The 17,209-nt window shown below is 64.2% G+C and carries 13 protein-coding genes; 2 read left to right on the top strand and 11 right to left on the bottom strand.

Going from position 1 to position 17,209, the window contains the following annotated elements; genetic code table 11:
- Positions 1–11: 11 nt before the first annotated feature.
- A complete protein-coding gene (locus BBF93_RS02925; RefSeq protein WP_035593253.1) occupies positions 12–218 on the bottom strand; it encodes a DUF2007 domain-containing protein in 207 nt (68 codons plus the stop codon).
- Positions 218–706, bottom strand: coding sequence for a hypothetical protein (locus tag BBF93_RS02920; RefSeq protein ID WP_035593619.1), 489 nt, complete (start codon positions 704–706; stop codon positions 218–220). The genes BBF93_RS02925 and BBF93_RS02920 overlap by 1 nt, the downstream gene beginning before the upstream one ends.
- Before the next feature lie 169 nt (positions 707–875).
- Between BBF93_RS02920 and BBF93_RS02915 the strand changes: the two genes are divergently transcribed.
- Positions 876–1,889: a polyprenyl synthetase family protein gene (locus BBF93_RS02915; RefSeq protein ID WP_035593250.1), complete on the top strand. Its 1,014-nt coding sequence runs from the start codon at positions 876–878 to the stop codon at positions 1,887–1,889.
- Position 1,890: 1 nt separating this feature from the next.
- Here BBF93_RS02915 and BBF93_RS02910 read toward each other — a convergent pair whose 3' ends face one another.
- From BBF93_RS02910 to BBF93_RS02895, 4 genes are all read right to left on the bottom strand, one after another.
- Complete coding sequence (locus tag BBF93_RS02910) at positions 1,891–2,991, bottom strand: glycosyltransferase family 4 protein (RefSeq protein ID WP_114104895.1); 1,101 nt, start codon at positions 2,989–2,991, stop codon at positions 1,891–1,893.
- A complete protein-coding gene (locus tag BBF93_RS02905) occupies positions 2,955–3,851 on the bottom strand; it encodes a 4-(cytidine 5'-diphospho)-2-C-methyl-D-erythritol kinase (RefSeq protein WP_114104894.1) in 897 nt (298 codons plus the stop codon). Before BBF93_RS02905 ends, BBF93_RS02910 begins: the two co-directional genes overlap by 37 nt.
- Positions 3,852–3,862: 11 nt before the next feature.
- The gene (locus tag BBF93_RS02900; protein ID WP_114104893.1) at positions 3,863–5,608 is read right to left on the bottom strand and encodes a lipopolysaccharide assembly protein LapB; all 1,746 of its coding nucleotides are present in this window, start codon (positions 5,606–5,608) and stop codon (positions 3,863–3,865) included.
- 71 nt (positions 5,609–5,679) lie between these two features.
- The gene (locus BBF93_RS02895; RefSeq protein WP_051612122.1) at positions 5,680–6,885 is read right to left on the bottom strand and encodes an N-acetylmuramoyl-L-alanine amidase; all 1,206 of its coding nucleotides are present in this window, start codon (positions 6,883–6,885) and stop codon (positions 5,680–5,682) included.
- A gap of 428 nt (positions 6,886–7,313) precedes the next feature.
- Between BBF93_RS02895 and BBF93_RS02890 the strand changes: the two genes are divergently transcribed.
- The gene (locus BBF93_RS02890; protein WP_114104892.1) at positions 7,314–10,070 is read left to right on the top strand and encodes a ribonuclease E/G; all 2,757 of its coding nucleotides are present in this window, start codon (positions 7,314–7,316) and stop codon (positions 10,068–10,070) included.
- A gap of 93 nt (positions 10,071–10,163) precedes the next feature.
- Here BBF93_RS02890 and BBF93_RS02885 read toward each other — a convergent pair whose 3' ends face one another.
- The 5 genes from BBF93_RS02885 to BBF93_RS02865 all read right to left on the bottom strand — a co-directional run bounded on the left by BBF93_RS02885 (position 10,164) and on the right by BBF93_RS02865 (position 17,167).
- On the bottom strand, positions 10,164–12,395 hold the full coding sequence (locus tag BBF93_RS02885; RefSeq protein WP_114104891.1) for a 3-hydroxyacyl-CoA dehydrogenase NAD-binding domain-containing protein: 2,232 nt from the start codon (positions 12,393–12,395) through the stop codon (positions 10,164–10,166).
- 29 nt (positions 12,396–12,424) lie between these two features.
- Complete coding sequence (locus BBF93_RS02880; protein ID WP_035593235.1) at positions 12,425–13,630, bottom strand: acetyl-CoA C-acetyltransferase; 1,206 nt, start codon at positions 13,628–13,630, stop codon at positions 12,425–12,427.
- A gap of 19 nt (positions 13,631–13,649) precedes the next feature.
- Positions 13,650–14,090: a PaaI family thioesterase gene (locus BBF93_RS02875; protein ID WP_051612121.1), complete on the bottom strand. Its 441-nt coding sequence runs from the start codon at positions 14,088–14,090 to the stop codon at positions 13,650–13,652.
- A 6-nt stretch (positions 14,091–14,096) separates the two neighbouring features.
- The gene (locus BBF93_RS02870; RefSeq protein WP_035593231.1) at positions 14,097–15,272 is read right to left on the bottom strand and encodes an acyl-CoA dehydrogenase family protein; all 1,176 of its coding nucleotides are present in this window, start codon (positions 15,270–15,272) and stop codon (positions 14,097–14,099) included.
- Positions 15,273–15,382: 110 nt separating this feature from the next.
- A complete protein-coding gene (locus BBF93_RS02865) occupies positions 15,383–17,167 on the bottom strand; it encodes an acyl-CoA dehydrogenase C-terminal domain-containing protein (protein ID WP_035593228.1) in 1,785 nt (594 codons plus the stop codon).
- Between the last annotated feature and the right edge of the window lie 42 nt (positions 17,168–17,209).

Genomic DNA, 17,209 nt, shown 5'->3' with positions numbered 1-17,209 from the left:
AAAACGGGCCTCTACTCCCGGCGCAATTCGGCAAGCAGGGCATCGGCGCGCAGCTTGTCGTCGCTCTTAACCATCAGCCTGCGCGGAAATGCGCCGATATTGCCCTCGACCGCCGAGATATGCTGATCGGCAACAAAGCCCTCTATGCCCGCCTCTGCCAGCAGATGCTGGGCATAGGACAGCTTAACCGGGTCGTTGGTGCGGAGTACTTCTTCCATTACTGGATCTGGCCGCGCAGGTTCATATCGACCGAGCGGGCATCATAAACGGTGGCCTTGTCGGGCTTGGGATTGGCGCCGGTGACGATTTCCAGAACCGCCGTCGCTTTTCCGCTCGAGCTTCCCCCGCCCAGCGGGATGCCGAAACCCACCCCGACGCCAACGCTGGACGAGCGCCCGTAAGAACCCGTGCCGCCGCCGATGCTGATGGAGGAGCCGCCGCTGCGGTTTGCCTCGGCGTCCAGATATTCGGAGGTGACCTCAAACCAGTCCCTGCCCTCCATGAGCGTGATCTCGGACGCTCGCAGCAGCGCCAGATTGCGCGCCTTGCCGGGGTCCTGGTCAGTGTAGGCAATCCTGTGCCGGCCCGCCTCGATCTGCTGGGAGGTGTAGCCCATGGCGCCTTCCCTGGCGGCCGGGCCGTAAACCGGGGTTGTGGCGCAGGCGGCCAGCGAAAGCGCCCCGAGGGCAATGAGCAGAGGTTTCATGGGGGTCATACCGAACTAAACGCACCGACCTGTCTGGTGGTTGCACGCTATCCTATTGCCGCGCCCGCGCCAATGCGCTCAAAGGCATGCGGCCCGGTGCCACGTCGAGTTGCCCGGGTATTTGCGTAGATTTACCTATGTTAAGACCCCCGCTGCCGGAGTGCCCCGTTTGACCCTCGCGCCAAAACCGAAGAGCAAGGCCCAGCTCTCCTCGATCACGGAGCGTATGCAGGCACTTGTTGCAGACGACCTGATCGCCGTGGAACGCCTGCTGGCAGAGCGGGCGGCAAGCCCGGTGGCCGTCATTCCGGATCTTTCTGGCTATATCGTCTCGGCTGGCGGCAAGCGCCTGCGCCCGATGATCACCCTGATCGCCGCCCATGCTGTGGGCAAGGCGACCCATGCGACCCATGCGCTGGCAGCCGCTGTGGAGTTCATTCACACCGCCACCCTGCTGCATGACGATGTGGTGGACGAGAGCGACCTGCGCCGGGGCAAACCCGCCGCCAAGGCGATCTGGGGCAACAAGGCCTCGATCCTGGTGGGGGACTTCCTGTTTGCGCGGGCGTTTAATCTCCTGGTCGAAGCCAACAGCCTGGAGATCCTGAACCGGCTGGCCACGGCCTCAACCGTGATTGCCGAAGGTGAAGTGCGCCAGCTGGCCGCGATGGCCGCGCGCGACCTGCCGACCGAGGAATACCTCGCCATCGTTGAGGCCAAGACCGGCGCCCTGTTTGAAGCCGCCGCCGAGACGGGTGCAATGTCTGGCGGGGGCGAAGAACACGCCGACGCGCTGGCGACCTATGGGAAGAATCTGGGCCTCGCCTTCCAGATCATTGATGACGCCCTCGACTATGGCGGGACCACTTCGGTGATCGGCAAGTCGGTCGGCGATGATTTCCGCGAAGGCAAAATCACCCTGCCGGTGATCATTGCGCGCCGCCGGGGATCAGATGAAGACCGGGCTTTCTGGGACCGGGCGCTGAACCCAGAAACGCAGGAAGATTCCGACCTCGCCCACGCCGTTCACCTGATCCGCGCCACTGGCGCGGCCGAGGCCACCGTGCAGGAGGCTGAGGCCTATGCAGCGCTTGCCAAGGGCGCGCTGCGCACGCTGCCCACATCGGCCTATCGTGACGCGCTGGAAGACCTCGCTGATTTCTGCGTGAGCCGGGCTTACTGAGCTATTTGCCTTCGGCCACAAGACGGCGGCCCAGCGTGACGCGCTGCCAGATCCAGAGCCCGCAGCCCAGCAGCAACAGCCCCGCAAACAGGCTGGCCGCAATGCCTGCGCCCTGACGCGCGCCGGTGATCGCGGCGAGCCCTGTGATGAGGCAGAAGCCCCACCAGAGACCGGCGACCTGCAGATGGCTCCAGCCCGCGCGCAGGAATAGCTGATAGGCATGATCCCTGTGGGCCTGCATCAGCGGGCGGCCCAGGCGTGCCCGCCAGATGAGCGTCAGAAACACATCGATCAGGATCGGCAGGACAAGCGTTGCCGGAACCCAGGCGGAATGGATGACAGCGGTCGCGAGCCCTGCCCCGCCGATCAGCGCGCCGATGGCGAGGGAACCGGTGTCGCCCGCATAGAGGCGGCCGGCCAGGTTCCAGGCAAGGAAGCCGCACAGCGCCGCAATCGCCGCCACCAGCAGCAGGAAGAGGATGCCCGGCGCGGTTCCCGGCGGGGGCGCGACGATGACCGCCAGCGCGGCGAGCAGGATGGCGGAAGACCCCATGGCGATGCCATTGGCCCCATCCAGAAAGTTCACCGCGTTGGCCATGACGAACAGCCAGAGCGCGGCGCACAGGATGCCGATGAAGACAGGCAACGCGAGCCCGCCATCACCGAATCCGGGCAGCCAGAGCTGCGTGACATGCGGCCCATAGATCGCGGCAAAGACGGATGCGGCCGCGAGCACCAGCAGCTTGCGGCCGGCGGGAAGGTTGAGCCTGTCATCGGCAAATCCGAGAAGGCCTGCAATCAGCATAAGGAGCATCGGCCCAGCCAGCGCGCTTTGCGCCAGGGCAGCAATGGGATTATCAAGGCCGCCCGGCAGCAGAAGACTCCCGGCGAGGAGCGCGGCGCCGATACCGGCCAGAACCCCAAGTCCCCCGGCGCTGGGCACCGGCCGGGCCTGCGTCTTGCGGCCGCCATCTGGCGCATCCTTGGGGCCCAAACGGATCATCAGGGCGCAGACGAGGAAGCTGACGATCAGCGGCACCACGGCCCAGACAAGGGAAAGCCCGATCATGGCGCGCGCCCCAGGCGGCAGGCCGCCGTCCACCAGTGCTTCCTCGCCGCGTCATTGCGGAGGACGACCATCGCGCGCTCGGCAAAGGCAATGGCCTCAAAAAGGGCAAGGCAGGTGGCGCCCGATCCGCTCATCCGGGCGAGGAGGACGCCGGGCTGGGCGCGCAGAAAGGTGAGCGCTTCCGCAATCTCCGGCACCATTGCGATGGCAGGCGCTTCCAGATCATTACGCTGCTCGCGCAGCCAGGCAGCGACGGCTTTGGCATCCTGAAATTCCGGCAGCGGATGGATTTCGGCAAAGCCTGCGCCGCCGCCTGCCTCATCATGGGCGCGGAAAACCGGCCCCGTGGGGCATGGCACGCCGGGATTGACCAGGAGGGCATCAAGCGGCGGCAGAGACGGCACCGGCGTGACGCGCTCCCCTTCCCCGCGCATCAGGGCAGGCTGGCCGGAAAGCGCCACCGGTACATCGCCGCCAAGCCGGGGCGCGATGGCGGCGGCATGGGCGGGGTCTATATTCCAGAGCTTTGTCAGCAGGCGGAGGGCTGTTGCCGCATCCGACGAGCCGCCGCCGATGCCGGCGGCAACGGGAAGCCATTTCTGCAGCGTCAGCCGGGCGCCCTGGCGCGTGCCCGAGGCGGCCTGAAGCGCGCGGGCCGCCTTGAGGACGAGATTGTCCTCGAGCGTTCCGGCTTCAGCCGCGCGAGGGCCCGAGACCTCAAGGCTGATCGTGTCTGCGGGCTCGGCTTGCAGATGATCTGCAGCCCGCCCATCGGCAAAGACGACGAGCGAATCGAGATCATGCCGGCCATTGGATTTCGGCGGGCCGACATGCAGGTAAAGGTTCACCTTGGCAGGCGCCCAGCCGGAAAGGCCCGTTTCCGAGATAGTCATGTCCCCGCCCTTCAGGGAGTTTCCGGCACACCGGCCGGAGGCGCAGGCGTGGGGGCTGCCTCGGGCGCGTCTGGCCCGAGCTTCGAGTGCAGCTTGGCGTTGATCCGTTCCCGGTCTTTCTCGGTGGGGTCCAGCGTCAGGGCCCGTTCCCACTGGAACGTCGCTTCAAGCTTGCGGCCCGCGCGCCAGTAAGCGTCGCCCAGATGGTCGTTGAGAATGGGGTCACCCGGTACGAGTTCGACGGCGCGTTCAAGATAGTCGACGGCTTCCTCATACTGGCCGAGCTTGTAATGAGCCCAGCCGAGGCTGTCGATGATGTGGCCCGACAGCGGCTCCAGGATCACCGCGCGGCGGATGAGGGCGAAGCCCTCTTCGAGGTTTTCGCCCCGGTCGATCCAGGAATAGCCGAGATAGTTGAGAACGGTGGCGCTTTCCGGGCGCAGTTCAAGCGCATGTTTCAGGTCGGCCTCGGCTTCCGGCCAGTTGCCTTGACGCTCCCGCGCGGCGCCGCGCGCGAAGATCACGCGCCAGTCTTCCTTGGCGCCGTCGCTCTCGATGATCTCGCTGAGCACGGCCTCGCCCTCGGCATAGCGTTCCAGCGAGATGTAGAGATCGGCCAGTTGAAGCTGAAGACTGCGATCCGGCGTTCCGGCCAGCGCTTCATCCGCCACGCGGAGGGCCTCATCGCTCTTGCCCTGCGCGTTCAGGAGGCTCGCTAGCTGGCCCTGCGCATTGGCGTAATAGGGAGACGATACCGGCACCTGGCGCAGCACACGGATGGCATCATCGCGCCGCCCGCCATTCTCCAGCGCCTGCGCCCAGAGGGACCGGGCAACCTGAAGGTCCGGGTCCAGCGCCAGCGCCAGCACAAAATAGACCGAAGAGAGATCATCATTGGTCTGATACATCAGCGCGGCCGCCGGAACGTACAGCGCCAGCGCGGCCCCTTGACGGGTGGTCAGCCGGCGCGGCTTGATCTGCTCTCCCGCCTCGATGCGGCGGGCAAGCTCGGCCAGGGCCGCATTCGTGCCGACCTCGGCCCGGAACGCCTCAATGATTTCAAGCGCGTGCCCGGTGTCTCCGCGCGCAGCGAGAAGTTCGGCATGCGCCTCTACGCCAATGGCGAGGCGGGCGCCCGATGCCCAGACCCGCTCGAAATTGGCAAGGGCCTGATCCTCGGCGCCGCCCGACATCTGAAGCAGGCCAAGCATGTAGAGGGTGGGGCTGTCATAACGCAGGTCGCCGGTCAGCCCCTGCTCAAGATAACCCGTCGCCAGAGCAAGGCCGTCCTTGTCCAGCGCGCGCCAGGCCGACATGCTGTTGGCGATATTGCGGTTGAAAGGCTGAAAGGCCGACTCTTCCAGATAAGGCCGTGCCTTTTCAGGCTTGCCCCGCACGATGGCATCGACAGCGAGCGTGAGCCGGACGAGGCTTGCCTCACTGCCGGCTGCCAGCGCGCGGCTGGAAAGCCCGGCTGCCGCCGGATAGTCCCCCGCCAGCAGCGCAGAGAAGACCGCGCGCTCAGCAATCGAGGCCTGCTCGGGCATGACATCAATGATGGCGGCATAGCGCCGGGACGCGGTCTCCGGGTCATTCGTCAGCGAGGCAATCCGCGCGATCATGAAATCCCGATAGGCCTGCGCTTCGGCCGGGCGGTCGCCGGTAAAGTCGTAGGATGGCCCGTGCGGACCGGAGGAGGCACAGGCCCCGAGGGCGAAAAGGCTGGCCAGGAAGATCGGCGAAAGGATGCGTTTCATGGGCAAACACTTGCAGTATCCGATGGGCGCTACAAGTGGCGCGCAGCGGTCTGCCACGCGCCATTTGGGCGCTATTGCGAGGCGATCCGCAGGTCCTGACGGTCAAAATAGGTATCGATGGCGTTCTTGATGGCGCGCACCGATGCCTGGCGGCCCTTGTCCGACTGAAGGCGCTTGGCGTCGTCGGCATTGGTGAGGAAGCCAAGCTCCAGAAGCACAGCGGGCACATCCGGCGCGAGCAGCACATAGAAGCCGGCGCTGCGGTGGGTGTTGCGCAGGACCGGGCCCGCCTGCTCAAGCTCGGGCAGCAGCAGTTCGGCAAATTCGGCCGAGCGGGTCTTGGTCTCGCGCTTGACCAGATCGGAGAGGATGCCGGTGAGCCGCTGGGGCGTGCCATCCTCAATCGGGATCACCCAATTGTTACGGCTCGCTTCCCGGTCGATCCGCCCCTCCCCGCGTGCGGAGATGGTGTAAACCGAGGCCCCCGCAACCGAGCTGGACCCCGCCGCATCCGCATGCAGCGAAATGAACAGCTCGGCGCCCCAGTTGCGCGCCTTGGTCACCCGGTCTTCGTGATCGACATAGACATCGGTGTCACGCGTGAGCTTGACAACATAGCGGCCATCGGCCTCCAGCAGGTCTCGCAGGGCAAGGGCCGCCTTCAGGGTGACATCCTTCTCCCGGCCGCCATTGATCGCCATGGCGCCGGGATCCTTCCCGCCATGGCCCGCATCAATGACCACGACATGCCCCTTGCTGCGCGGGGGCGCTTTCCGGCCGGCTGCCGCGCCGCTCGCGCCTGCCAGGAGCGCCGTCTGATTTTCAGCCGCCTTGGCCGCGTCCGTCTCCGCCTTGGCCAGCCGGCGCTGGTCGCGCTTGGCAAGGCTGGAGAAGCGGGCCTCCGACACGGTGTCGAGATCGACGATCACGCGGTAGGATTTTTCGGTGCCTGTTGGCGGCAGGCGCAGGACGCGCGCCACCGACATGGGCCGGTCAAGCGCGAATTCCAGCCGCCCCGGGTTCAGCGACCAGACGGTCACCCCACCGCCGCCGGGGCCTTCCGTCGAATAGGCGTTCGACCTTAGCGGGAAAATGATGCGCCGCACACCGCCAATTTCGGTGGCATAGGCTTCCGCCTCCTCGGGGGCGTCGGTCCAAATCGTGATTCGGGTCGGCGCCCCGTCGCCCACCACGCGCACTTGTGACACGTCCGCAACGGCGCCAAAAACGGCGCCAAAGCAAAGTATTAACAAGACTGAAACAATACGTGTCAGCATCAGCTCTGCAGGGTGGAAGGGGCGGTCGCTGCCCAATTTCAGGTCACTGACGTGGATACCCACAGGAAGATTAACCCAGCCTTGACCGCAGATTAGCTGTTACAGCACCCCCAGCGGGAATTTGGCTCTTTCAATTGCAGGGAAAATTGGGCACTATTCTCATGTGGCCGCCGTAAAGGGTCGGCCCAACGGTTTCCCAACAGCGCACCCCGGCCCGGCTTCCCCGGAAAGGCAAGCGGGCGGCGCGCTCCGGAAAGCAGGAAAAATGCGCACTGGTGCCGCGAACACTGCAGGTTTGATCGACTCGCCGAGGCGAGACGGCTCCCTGCGCCCGCAAGGCGCCTCCCTCACCACTTATTCCGGCCTGCCAGCCAACCAGAGGCGCCCTGCGCCCTGGCGAGCGGCGCCGGACCGAAAGGTTCTGTTTAATGAGCAGACTGATGCTGATCGACGCCGCCCACCCCGAAGAAACGCGGGTGGCAATCGTCAACAATGGCCAGGTTGACGATTTCGACTTCGAGGCAACCGGCAACGAACAACTCCGCGGAAACATCTATCTCGCCAAAGTGACCCGGGTGGAGCCCTCGCTCCAGGCGGCCTTTGTCGAATATGGCGGCAACCGCCACGGCTTCCTCGCCTTCAGCGAGATCCACCCCGATTATTACCAGCTGCCCGCTGCGGACCGCGAACTGCTTCTGAAAGAAGCTGCCGAGGAGGCCGCCGCCGCCATCGAGGATGATGATGACGGCCCCTACGTGCCCCACGGCATGAGCGCTGAGCTGGAAAACGGCGGCAACGGCGAAGCCGTCAGCGCCGATGACAGCGATGGCGACGAAGACGACACCGACGCGGACGCTTCTGCCGATGCAGAGGGCGATGGCGAGGATGACGGCGAAGAAGCCCGCCCGCGCGCCGCAAAGCCTGAACGCCGGGGCGGCCAGAAAAAGACCCAGCGCACGCCGATCTCCAAGCGCTACAAGATCCAGGAAGTGATCCGCCGCCGCCAGGTGATGCTGGTACAGGTGGTGAAAGAAGAGCGTGGCAACAAAGGCGCAGCCCTGACGACCTATCTGTCGCTGGCCGGGCGCTATTCCGTGCTGATGCCGAACACCCCGCGGGGCGGCGGCATTTCCCGCAAGATCGTCAATTCGGCTGACCGCAAGCGCCTGAAATCCATCGTTTCAGAGCTGGATGTGCCAGAAGGCCAGGGCCTGATCGTGCGCACGGCCGGCGCCAAGCGCACCAAGGCCGAGATCAAGCGCGACTATGACTATCTCTCGAAACTGTGGGAACAGATCGTCGAGAAGACCCTCTCCTCCGAAGCCCCGGCGCTGATCAATGCCGAGGGCGGCCTCGTTCACCGCGCGATGCGGGACATGTTCGACAAGGAGATCGAGGAAGTCTGGGTCCAGGGCGATGAAGCCTATCGCGAGGCCAAAGACCTCGCCAAGATCATCATGCCGAGCCAGGCCAAGAAGGTTCAGCAATGGCGGGAGGAAGACCCGCTCTATGTCGCCGAGGCGGTCGAGAACCAGCTCGATTCCATCTATTCCCCGGTCGTGCAGCTGAAATCGGGCGGCTATCTGGTGATCAACCAGACCGAAGCCCTCGTCGCCATCGACGTGAACTCCGGCAAATCCACTCGCGAGCGCAACATCGAGCAGACCGCCGTGCGCACCAATCTGGAGGCCGCCGAAGAGGCCTGCCGCCAGATGCGCCTGCGCGACCTTGCCGGCCTCATCGTGATCGACTTCATCGACATGGAGGAGAACAAGAACAACCGCGCCGTCGAAAAACGCCTGAAGGAATGCCTGAAGGTGGACCGGGCACGGGTTCAGCATGGCCGCATCTCGCAGTTCGGCCTGATGGAAATCTCCCGCCAGCGCCGCCGCCAGGGCGTGCTGCAGGCAACGTCTGACCCCTGCCCGGCCTGTAACGGCACCGGACGGCGCCGCTCCATCCCGTCGGCTGCGCTGCAGCTGATCCGGGCGATCGAGGCGCGCGCGGCTACCGGCGGCCTCAAGGGCATCGGCGTGAAGGCGCCGACGGATGTGGCGCTCTACATTCTCAACAACAAACGTGAAGCGCTGATCGAGATTGAGCGGGTCGCAGGCTTTGCCATCTCGATCCATTCCTCCGAAGACATGCTGCCCGGCGATTTCGAGATCAATGCCGAGCGGGATCCGGGCGCCAAGCCGAAGAAACGCCCGACGCCGCGCTCGCTGATGAAGCCGACGCCGCCGTCTGTCCGCGATGAGGATGACGAGGACATCGAGGACGAAGACCTGATCGAGGCCGATGACGAAGCCGGCGATGAGGACGAGGCGGGCGAGCCCCGCAGCTCCGAAGCCTCTGACGAGAAACAGGGGGGCGGCCGGCGCCGCCGCCGCCGCCGCCGGGGTGGCCGCAGCCGTGGGGAAACCCGCGAAACCGGTCTGGAAGTGGTGGATGCCGAACGCCCTGCCGATGCAGAGGCAGATGCGGACACCGGCGACGAAGACGATGACGACGAAGACGGTGACGAGACCGTTGGCACTGCCGAGGCGGGCTCTGACGACAGCGATGCTGCGCGCAAGCGCCGCCGCCGGGGCCGCCGGGGCGGACGCCGCCGCCGCAGAGGGGGCGAAGGCCGTGGCGAGGGCGGGGAGATTGCCGCCATTGCCGATGGCGGGGCTTTCCTCGATGGCCTCTCGGTCAGCGCCGATGTGATGCTGTCGGAAGAAGAACCTGCGATTGGCCTGCCCGCGCCCGTTGAAGCGCCGGAGGTCGAAGCCGAAACGGCCGAAGAGCCGGTTGCGGTTGAGGCTGAAGGTGAGACGGTTGAGGCAGAGGACGCGCCTGCGCCCGCCGCTGACGAGCCGCGCACGGGCCGGTCCCGCTCGCGCCGTGGCCGGGGCAGCAAGTCTGCGCCGGAGGAAACGCCCGCTGCAGAGGCCGCCCCTGCTGTGGAAGCCGCGCCCGAAACGCCGGAGCCTGTTGCAGAAGCAGAACCTGTTCATGTGGAGCCCGCCCCCGTGGAAGCGCCCGCCCCGCAAGCCGCGCCGGAGCCGGAGCCTGCCATGGCGCAAGCCCAGGCCACGCCTGTAGCGGCTGAGCCGGAACCTGCGCCGGCACCGGCCGCCCCTGCCCCAGCCGAGCCCACCGGCCCGAAACGCAGCGGCTGGTGGAACCGCGGGAAAAAGTAATCACCTGATCCATCAGGTTACGGACAAAACAAAAAAGGCCGGAGCAGTTGCTCCGGCCTTTTGCATTGTGACGACCGAAAGGTCGCGGCTGCTTTACGCAGCCGCCTTCTTCTCTCCAGCCGGCGGGAAACGGTCGTAGAAGGATTGGCCCTTCTCCGCCATTTCGCGCAGGAGTTTGCCGGGACGGAAGCGTTCGCCATATTTGTCGGCCAGGCGGTCTGCCTCGGCGACGAAAGCGGGCACGCCCCAGATCAGGTCCATATAGCTGACGCAGCCGCCGGTATAGGGCGCAAAGCCCCAGGCGAGGATCGAGCCGATGTCGCCATCACGCGCGTCCTGGATCACGCCTTCCTCAAAGCAGCGGGCCACTTCGATCGCCTGACGGATCAGGAGGCGATTGGTCAGCTCTTTCTTCAGCGCCGGCGGGCATTCATCGATCTTGACTTCGACCTGCTCGTTGAGGTCCGGCCAGATGCGGTCGGGTTTGCCCTGCTCGTTATAGTCGTAGAAGCCCTTGCCGGCCTTGCGGCCCACGCGGCCCTTGTCTTCGACAATCCAGGCCATCATGCGGCCCAGCGGGGCTTCGTTATAGTCAAAGCCGGTCGCCTTGGCGGTTGCTCGGCCAACCTTGAGGGCGGTGTCGAGGCCAACAGAGTCAGACACTTCCAGCGGGCCCATCGGCATGCCGGCCTGACGGCCAACGTTTTCGATGATCGCCGGCTTGATGCCTTCCGACAGCATCTCCAGGCCTTCTTGGGTGTAGGTGCCAAAGCAGCGCGAGGTGTAGAAGCCGCGGCTGTCATTGACGACAATCGGCGTCTTCCGGATCTTCAGCACATAGTCGATCGTCTTGGCGAGGGTTTCCTGGCTGGTTTCCTTGCCCATGATGATCTCGACCAGGCCCATCCGCTCGACCGGCGAGAAGAAGTGGATGCCGATGAACTTGTCCTTGCGCTTCAGCGGCGTGGAAAGCTGGGTGATCGGCAGGGTCGAGGTGTTGGAGCCAACGATGGCGTTCTCGCCAAGGGCGGCTTCCGCATCGGAGAGCACCTTGTGCTTCAGATCGATGTCTTCATAGACGGCTTCAACGATCAGGTCGCAGTCTTCCAGAAGCTTATAGTCCGTGGTCGGCGTGATGAGGGAGAGCAGCGCGTCGCCCTTCTCCTTCGTGCTCTTGCCGCGCGAGATATCCTTCTCCACGAGGCGTACGGAGTATTGCTTGCCCTTGTCGGCGGCTTCCTGTTTCACATCAACCAGCACCGTGCGGATGCCCGCCCGGGCCTGCTCATAGGCGATGCCGGCGCCCATCAGGCCAGCGCCGATGATGCCGACTTTCTTGATCTCTGCCTTCTCAAAGCCTGCCGGGCGGTTTGCGCCTTTCGACAAGGCCTGGGTGGAGAGGAACAGCGAGCGGATCATCGCCTTGGCTTCCGGGCGCTGCTGGGTGTTGATGAAGTAGCGCGTCTCGATACGCAGGCCCGCATCGATCGGCACCTGGATGCCCTCATAGATGCAGGAGAGGATGTTCTTCTGGGCCGGGTAGTTCCCGTAGGTCTTCGCCGCCAGCATCATGTTGGACATGGTGGCCACCTGGCCAGCGCCAGGCGATTTATGCGGCACGCCGCCGGGAACCTTGAAGCCTTTTTCGTCCCACGGCGCTTTCGCCTTCGGGTTAGCCTTCACCCAGGCCTTGGCGCGGGCAACAGTCTCCGCGCCCGGAGCAAGCTCCTGCACAACGCCCATGGCATGGGCCTTCTCGGCATTGAAGCTTTCGCCCTGAAGGATCAGCGGAAGCGCGGCCTGAACGCCCACAAGGCGCGGCAGACGCTGCGTACCGCCAGCGCCCGGCAGAAGGCCGATCTTGGCTTCCGGCAGGCCGAACTGGATGCGCGGATTGTCATTCGCCGCAACGCGGTAATGACAGGCGAGCGCCACTTCCAGGCCGCCGCCAAGGGCCAGGCCGTTCAGCGCCACCGCCACCGGCTTGCCGCAGGTTTCCAGCTTGCGCAGCGTGCCGTTTAGGGCAAAGCCAGCTTCGAACTGCTCTTTCTTCAGTTCGTCCTCGGACTTTTTCTTCTCACCGCCGCCGCTGCCGGCGCGGTCGCCCATCTCGCCAAGGTCTGCCCCGGCGCAGAAGCCGGTTTCCTTGCCGGAAGAAATCACCAGGCCTTTTATGTCCGCGTTGGAGGCAACCTCATTGGCAATGGCGATGATGTCCGCCACCGCCTTGCCGGTCAGCGTGTTCATGCTGCGGCCGGGCACGTCAAAGATGGCGTGAGCGATGCCATCGGCATCGATGTCGAATTTGAATGTTTCGAGTTTCATGATCGTGTTCTCAATATTCCGTATCGTGATTAGACGCGCTCGATGATCGTGGCGGTGCCCATGCCGGCGCCGACGCAGAGCGTGATGAGGCCGGTTTCCTTGTCGGAGCGCTCAAGCTCATCGAGCACCGTTCCGAGGATCATGCCGCCGGTGGCGCCCAGCGGGTGGCCCATGGCGATGGCGCCGCCATTGACGTTCATTTTCTCGTGCGGAATGTCGAGCAGCTTCATCATCAGCATGACGACGGATGCGAAAGCTTCGTTGAGCTCATAGATGTCGATGTCGCCAACATTCATGCCGGCTTTCTTCAGCACCTTCTGCGTCACATAGGTCGGGCCGGTCAGCATGATGCCCGGCTCCGAACCGATGGAGGCCATGGCGCGAACGCGGGCGCGGGGTTTCAGGCCCATCGCCTCGCCCATTTCCTTCGAGCCGAAGAGAACGGCAGACGCGCCGTCCACGATGCCCGAGGAGTTACCGGCATGGTGAACGTGATTGATCTTTTCCAGCTCCGGATAGCGCTGCTTGATGACTTCATCGAAGCCCATGGCGCCCATGCCCGCAAAGGATGGGTCCAGCGCGGCGAGGCTCTGCATGGTGGTGTCAGGGCGCATATGCTCGTCATGGGCAAGGCGGATGCCGCCCATCTGGTCGCGCACCGGAACGATGGACTTGCCAAAGCGGCCTTCCTTCCAGGCCTGCGCGGCGCGGCGCTGGCTTTCCAGCGCGAAGGCGTCCACGTCATCGCGGCTGAAGCCATACTTCGTCGCAATCGTATCGGCGCCGATACCCTGGGGCGTGAAGTAGGATTTGAGCGCAATCTGCGGGTCGGTGGACCAGGCGCCGCCAGCCGCGCCCATGGGCACGCGGCTCATGCTTTCCACGCCCCCGCCGATGGCCATGTCGGCCTCGCCGGTCATGACTTTCGAGGCGGCCATGTTGCAAGCTTCCAGGCCGGAGGCGCAGAAACGGTCAACCTGAACCCCGGCCGTGGTTTCGGCATACTCGGCATTCAGCACCGCGATGCGCGCGATGTCGCCGCCCTGCTCGCCCACGGGCGAGACGCAACCGAAGACGACGTCGTCGACCTTGGAGGTGTCGAGATTGTTCCGGTCACGGATGGCCTGCAGCACCTGCGTGCCGAGGCTGAGCGCGGTGATCTCGTGCAGCGCGCCGGAGGATTTGCCTTTGCCGCGGGGCGTGCGCACGGCGTCGTAGATATAGGCTTCGGGCATGGGGTGGCTCCTTTGGAAGTCAGGATCTTGGGGTTTCGGCCGGTGCCTTCACCGGGTTGAGCGTAAGCGAAGCGGTGGCTCTCGCGGCTTCCTTGCCGCGGGAGTCGAAAAGGTCGGCCTCGGCGAACACCATCGCCCGGCCGACATTGCGAAGCCGCGCGGCCACCTCGATGGGGCCAACGCGGACGGGGCGGAGGAAATGCGTGTGCAGATCCACCGTGGAAGGATATTTCGATGTGCCGGCCTTGATGGTCGTCAGCATGCCGATGGCATCATCCATCATCGCCACGAGATAACCGCCCTGGATATAGCCGGCGGGATTTGTGAATTCCGGGCTGCCATTGAACCGGACGCGCGTGGTCATCGCCTTCGCGTCCAGTTCAACAAGCTCAAAGCCGAGGGACACCGAGCTGCGCGCTGGGTTTGGGAAGACTTCGCGGAGCAGGTGCCGGTCAGGCATGATACCTCAGAGCGTCCTCGCGATCAGCATTTTCATCACTTCGTTGGCGCCGCCATAGATGCGCTGGACGCGGGCATCGGCATACATCTGGGCGATGGGATATTCATCCATATAGCCAAAGCCGCCATGCAGCTGGAGGCATTCGTCGATGATCTTGCACTGAAGATCCGAGATCCAGTATTTCGACATCGAGGCCGTGGACGCATCCAGCTCCTCCTTCAGGAGAAGCTCTGTACAGTGATCAGCGAACACTTTTGCGACAGTTGCCTCGGTCTTGCATTCAGCGAGCTTGAACTGGGTGTTCTGGAAATCGAAGATCGTCTGGCCAAACGCCTTGCGGCCTTTGACATAGTTCACGGTCTCGTGGATGGCGCGCTCGATCATGCCGACGCCCTGAAGGCCGATGATATGGCGCTCCTGCGGGAGTTTCTGCATCAGCTGGATGAAGCCCTTACCCTCTTCCCCGCCCAGCAGGTGAGCGGCCGGCACACGCACGTCGTCGAAGAACAGCTCGGAGGTGTCGGCGGCGTGCTGGCCCACCTTGTCGAGGTTGCGGCCACGGCGGAAGCCGCCTGCGCCTTCAACCGCGTCTGTCTCGACACAGATGATCGAGATGCCCTTGGCGCCCTTGCTCGGGTCTGTCTTCACGCAGAGGAGAATCAGGTCAGCTGTCTGGCCGTTTGAGATGAAGGTCTTCGAGCCATTGATGACATAGTGATCGCCGTCCAGCTTCGCCGTCGTCTTCATGCCTTGAAGGTCAGATCCTGCGCCCGGCTCGGTCATCGCGATGGCGGTGACGAGGTCGCCGGAGCAGATTTTCGGCAGCCAGCGCTGCTTCTGCTCTTCGGTGCCATAGGCGGTGATGTAGGGGGCGATGATGGCATTGTGCAGCGTGATGCCAAAGCCGTCGATGCCCTTCCATTGCTGCTGCTCAATGATGATGGCCTCATGGCGGAAGTCCCCGCCTGCGCCGCCATATTCTTCCGGAACCGACGCGCCGAGCAGGCCCATCTCGCCGGCCTTCTTCCAGATCTCGCGCGGCACGATACCGGCCTTGCGCCAGGCGGGCACATGCGGGGCGCATTCCTTCTCGAAGAACTGGCCCACGGCATCGGCGAAAATGTCGAGCTCTTCATCCTGGCGCCAGGCAGCCTTGGGGACGTTCAGAGGGCTCTCATGCATCGGTATCTCCACATCTTGTCGTAGCGTAAAGTTGCCGCTTACGTTCACGTCAGCATGTAAGCGTGGCGGCCCGGATTCTCCAGCCGTGCCGCCACGTCAGGGATACCGCGTCAGAATTGCGCGGCGTCGAGCGCCATCATGGCGGCCGCGCCGGTCTTCACCTTGATGAGGTGGGCGCCGGCATCGGGCAGCATCCGCTCGACAAAGTAACGGCCGGTGGCGATCTTGGACGCATAGAACGGGTCGCCGCCCTCCTGCTTTTCCAGCGCGATCTTCGCCATGCGGGCCCACATATAGGCCAGCGCGGTGAGGCCCATCAGGTGCAGATAATCATGGCTGGAAGCACCGGCATTGTTGAAGTCGCTCATGCCGTTCTGCATCAGCCACATCGTGCCATCCTGAAGCTGGGCACGGACGGTTTTCAGGCCCTCGATGAAGGGCTCAAGGCCTTCCATCTTTTCATTGGCAGAGATGAATTCGTCGATCTCGCCGAAGAAGGAGAAGACCGCGCGGCCCCCGTTTGCGCCGAGTTTACGGCCAACGAGATCCAGCGCCTGCACGCCATTGGTGCCCTCATAGATCAGGGTGATGCGGCAATCGCGGACGATCTGCTCAAGGCCCCATTCGCGGGTGAAGCCTGAGCCGCCATGCACCTGCAGGCCGAGATTGGCGCTCTCATAGCCCTTGTGCGTAAGATAGGCTTTCACCACCGGCGTCAGCAGGGCCATATAGTCGCCTGCCTTCTCGCGGACTTTCTCGTCGGGAGATTTGTGCTGCAGGTCGCCCTGGAAAGCCATCCAGTAGGTGAAGGCGCGGCCGCCCTCGATGAAGGCTTTCTGTTCCAGCAGCATGCGGCGCACATCGGGATGAACGATAATCGGGTCTGCCGGCTTTTCGGGAGCCTGCGCGCCCGTGAGCGAGCGGCCCTGAACGCGGTCCTTGGCGAAGTCGAGCGAGTTCTGATAGGCTATCTCTGCCTGGGAAAGCCCCTGCAGGCCCACGCCAAGGCGCGCTTCGTTCATCATCACGAACATCGTGCGCATGCCCTTGTGCTCTTCCCCGACGAGCCAGCCGGTGGCGCCATCATGGTTCATCACGCAGGTCGCGTTGCCATGGATGCCCATCTTCTCTTCCAGGCCGCCGCAATAGACGGCGTTGCGCTCGCCGAGGCTGCCATCTTCGTTGACCAGGAATTTCGGCACGAGGAACAGCGAGATGCCCTTGATGCCTTCCGGGCCGCCTTCGATGCGGGCGAGAACAAGGTGGATGATGTTGTCGGTAAGGTCCTGTTCGCCGCCGGAAATCCAGATCTTCTGGCCGGTGATCTTGTAGCTGCCATCCGCTTGCGGAACGGCCTTGGTCTTAATCAGGCCGAGGTCAGTGCCGCAATGGGGCTCCGTCAGGTTCATGGTGCCGGCCCATTCGCCCGACGCCATCTTCGGCCCGTATTTCTGCTTCTGCTCATCCGAGCCGCCAGCCATCAGCGCCTGGAATGCGCCATGGGTGAGGCCGGGATACATGCCGAACGCCATGTTCGAGGAGGAGACCATCTCGGTCCAGGCGATGTTGACGACATGGGGAAGCCCCTGCCCGCCCATATCCGGCTCGGTGGCCAGCAGCGGCCAGCCATTCTCGACCAGCTGCTTGTAAGCATCGGGGAATCCATCCGGCGTCTTCACGCTGGCATCAGCGGCGCGCTTGCAGCCCTGCTTGTCGCCCACCGCGTTCAGCGGGAACAGCACATTCTTGGCGAACTTGGCGCCCTCATCGAGGATCTGGTCGACTGTCTCGGGCGCGGCATCGGCAAAGCCCGGAAGGTTTGAATAGTTCTGCAGCTCAAGCACTTCGTGCAGCACGAACTGCATGTCACGGACGGGGGCATCATAACGGGGCATCTTCAGACGACTCCTTGGAATGAGTAAGTTTGGCGCCTTCAA

It is taken from the genome of Hyphomonas sp. CACIAM 19H1 (assembly GCF_003325995.1).
In the GTDB taxonomy this organism is placed as follows: Bacteria; Pseudomonadota; Alphaproteobacteria; order Caulobacterales; family Hyphomonadaceae; genus Hyphomonas; species Hyphomonas polymorpha.
Note: the sequence above shows the minus strand (reverse complement) of the source record. Positions and strands in the feature narration are given on the sequence as shown.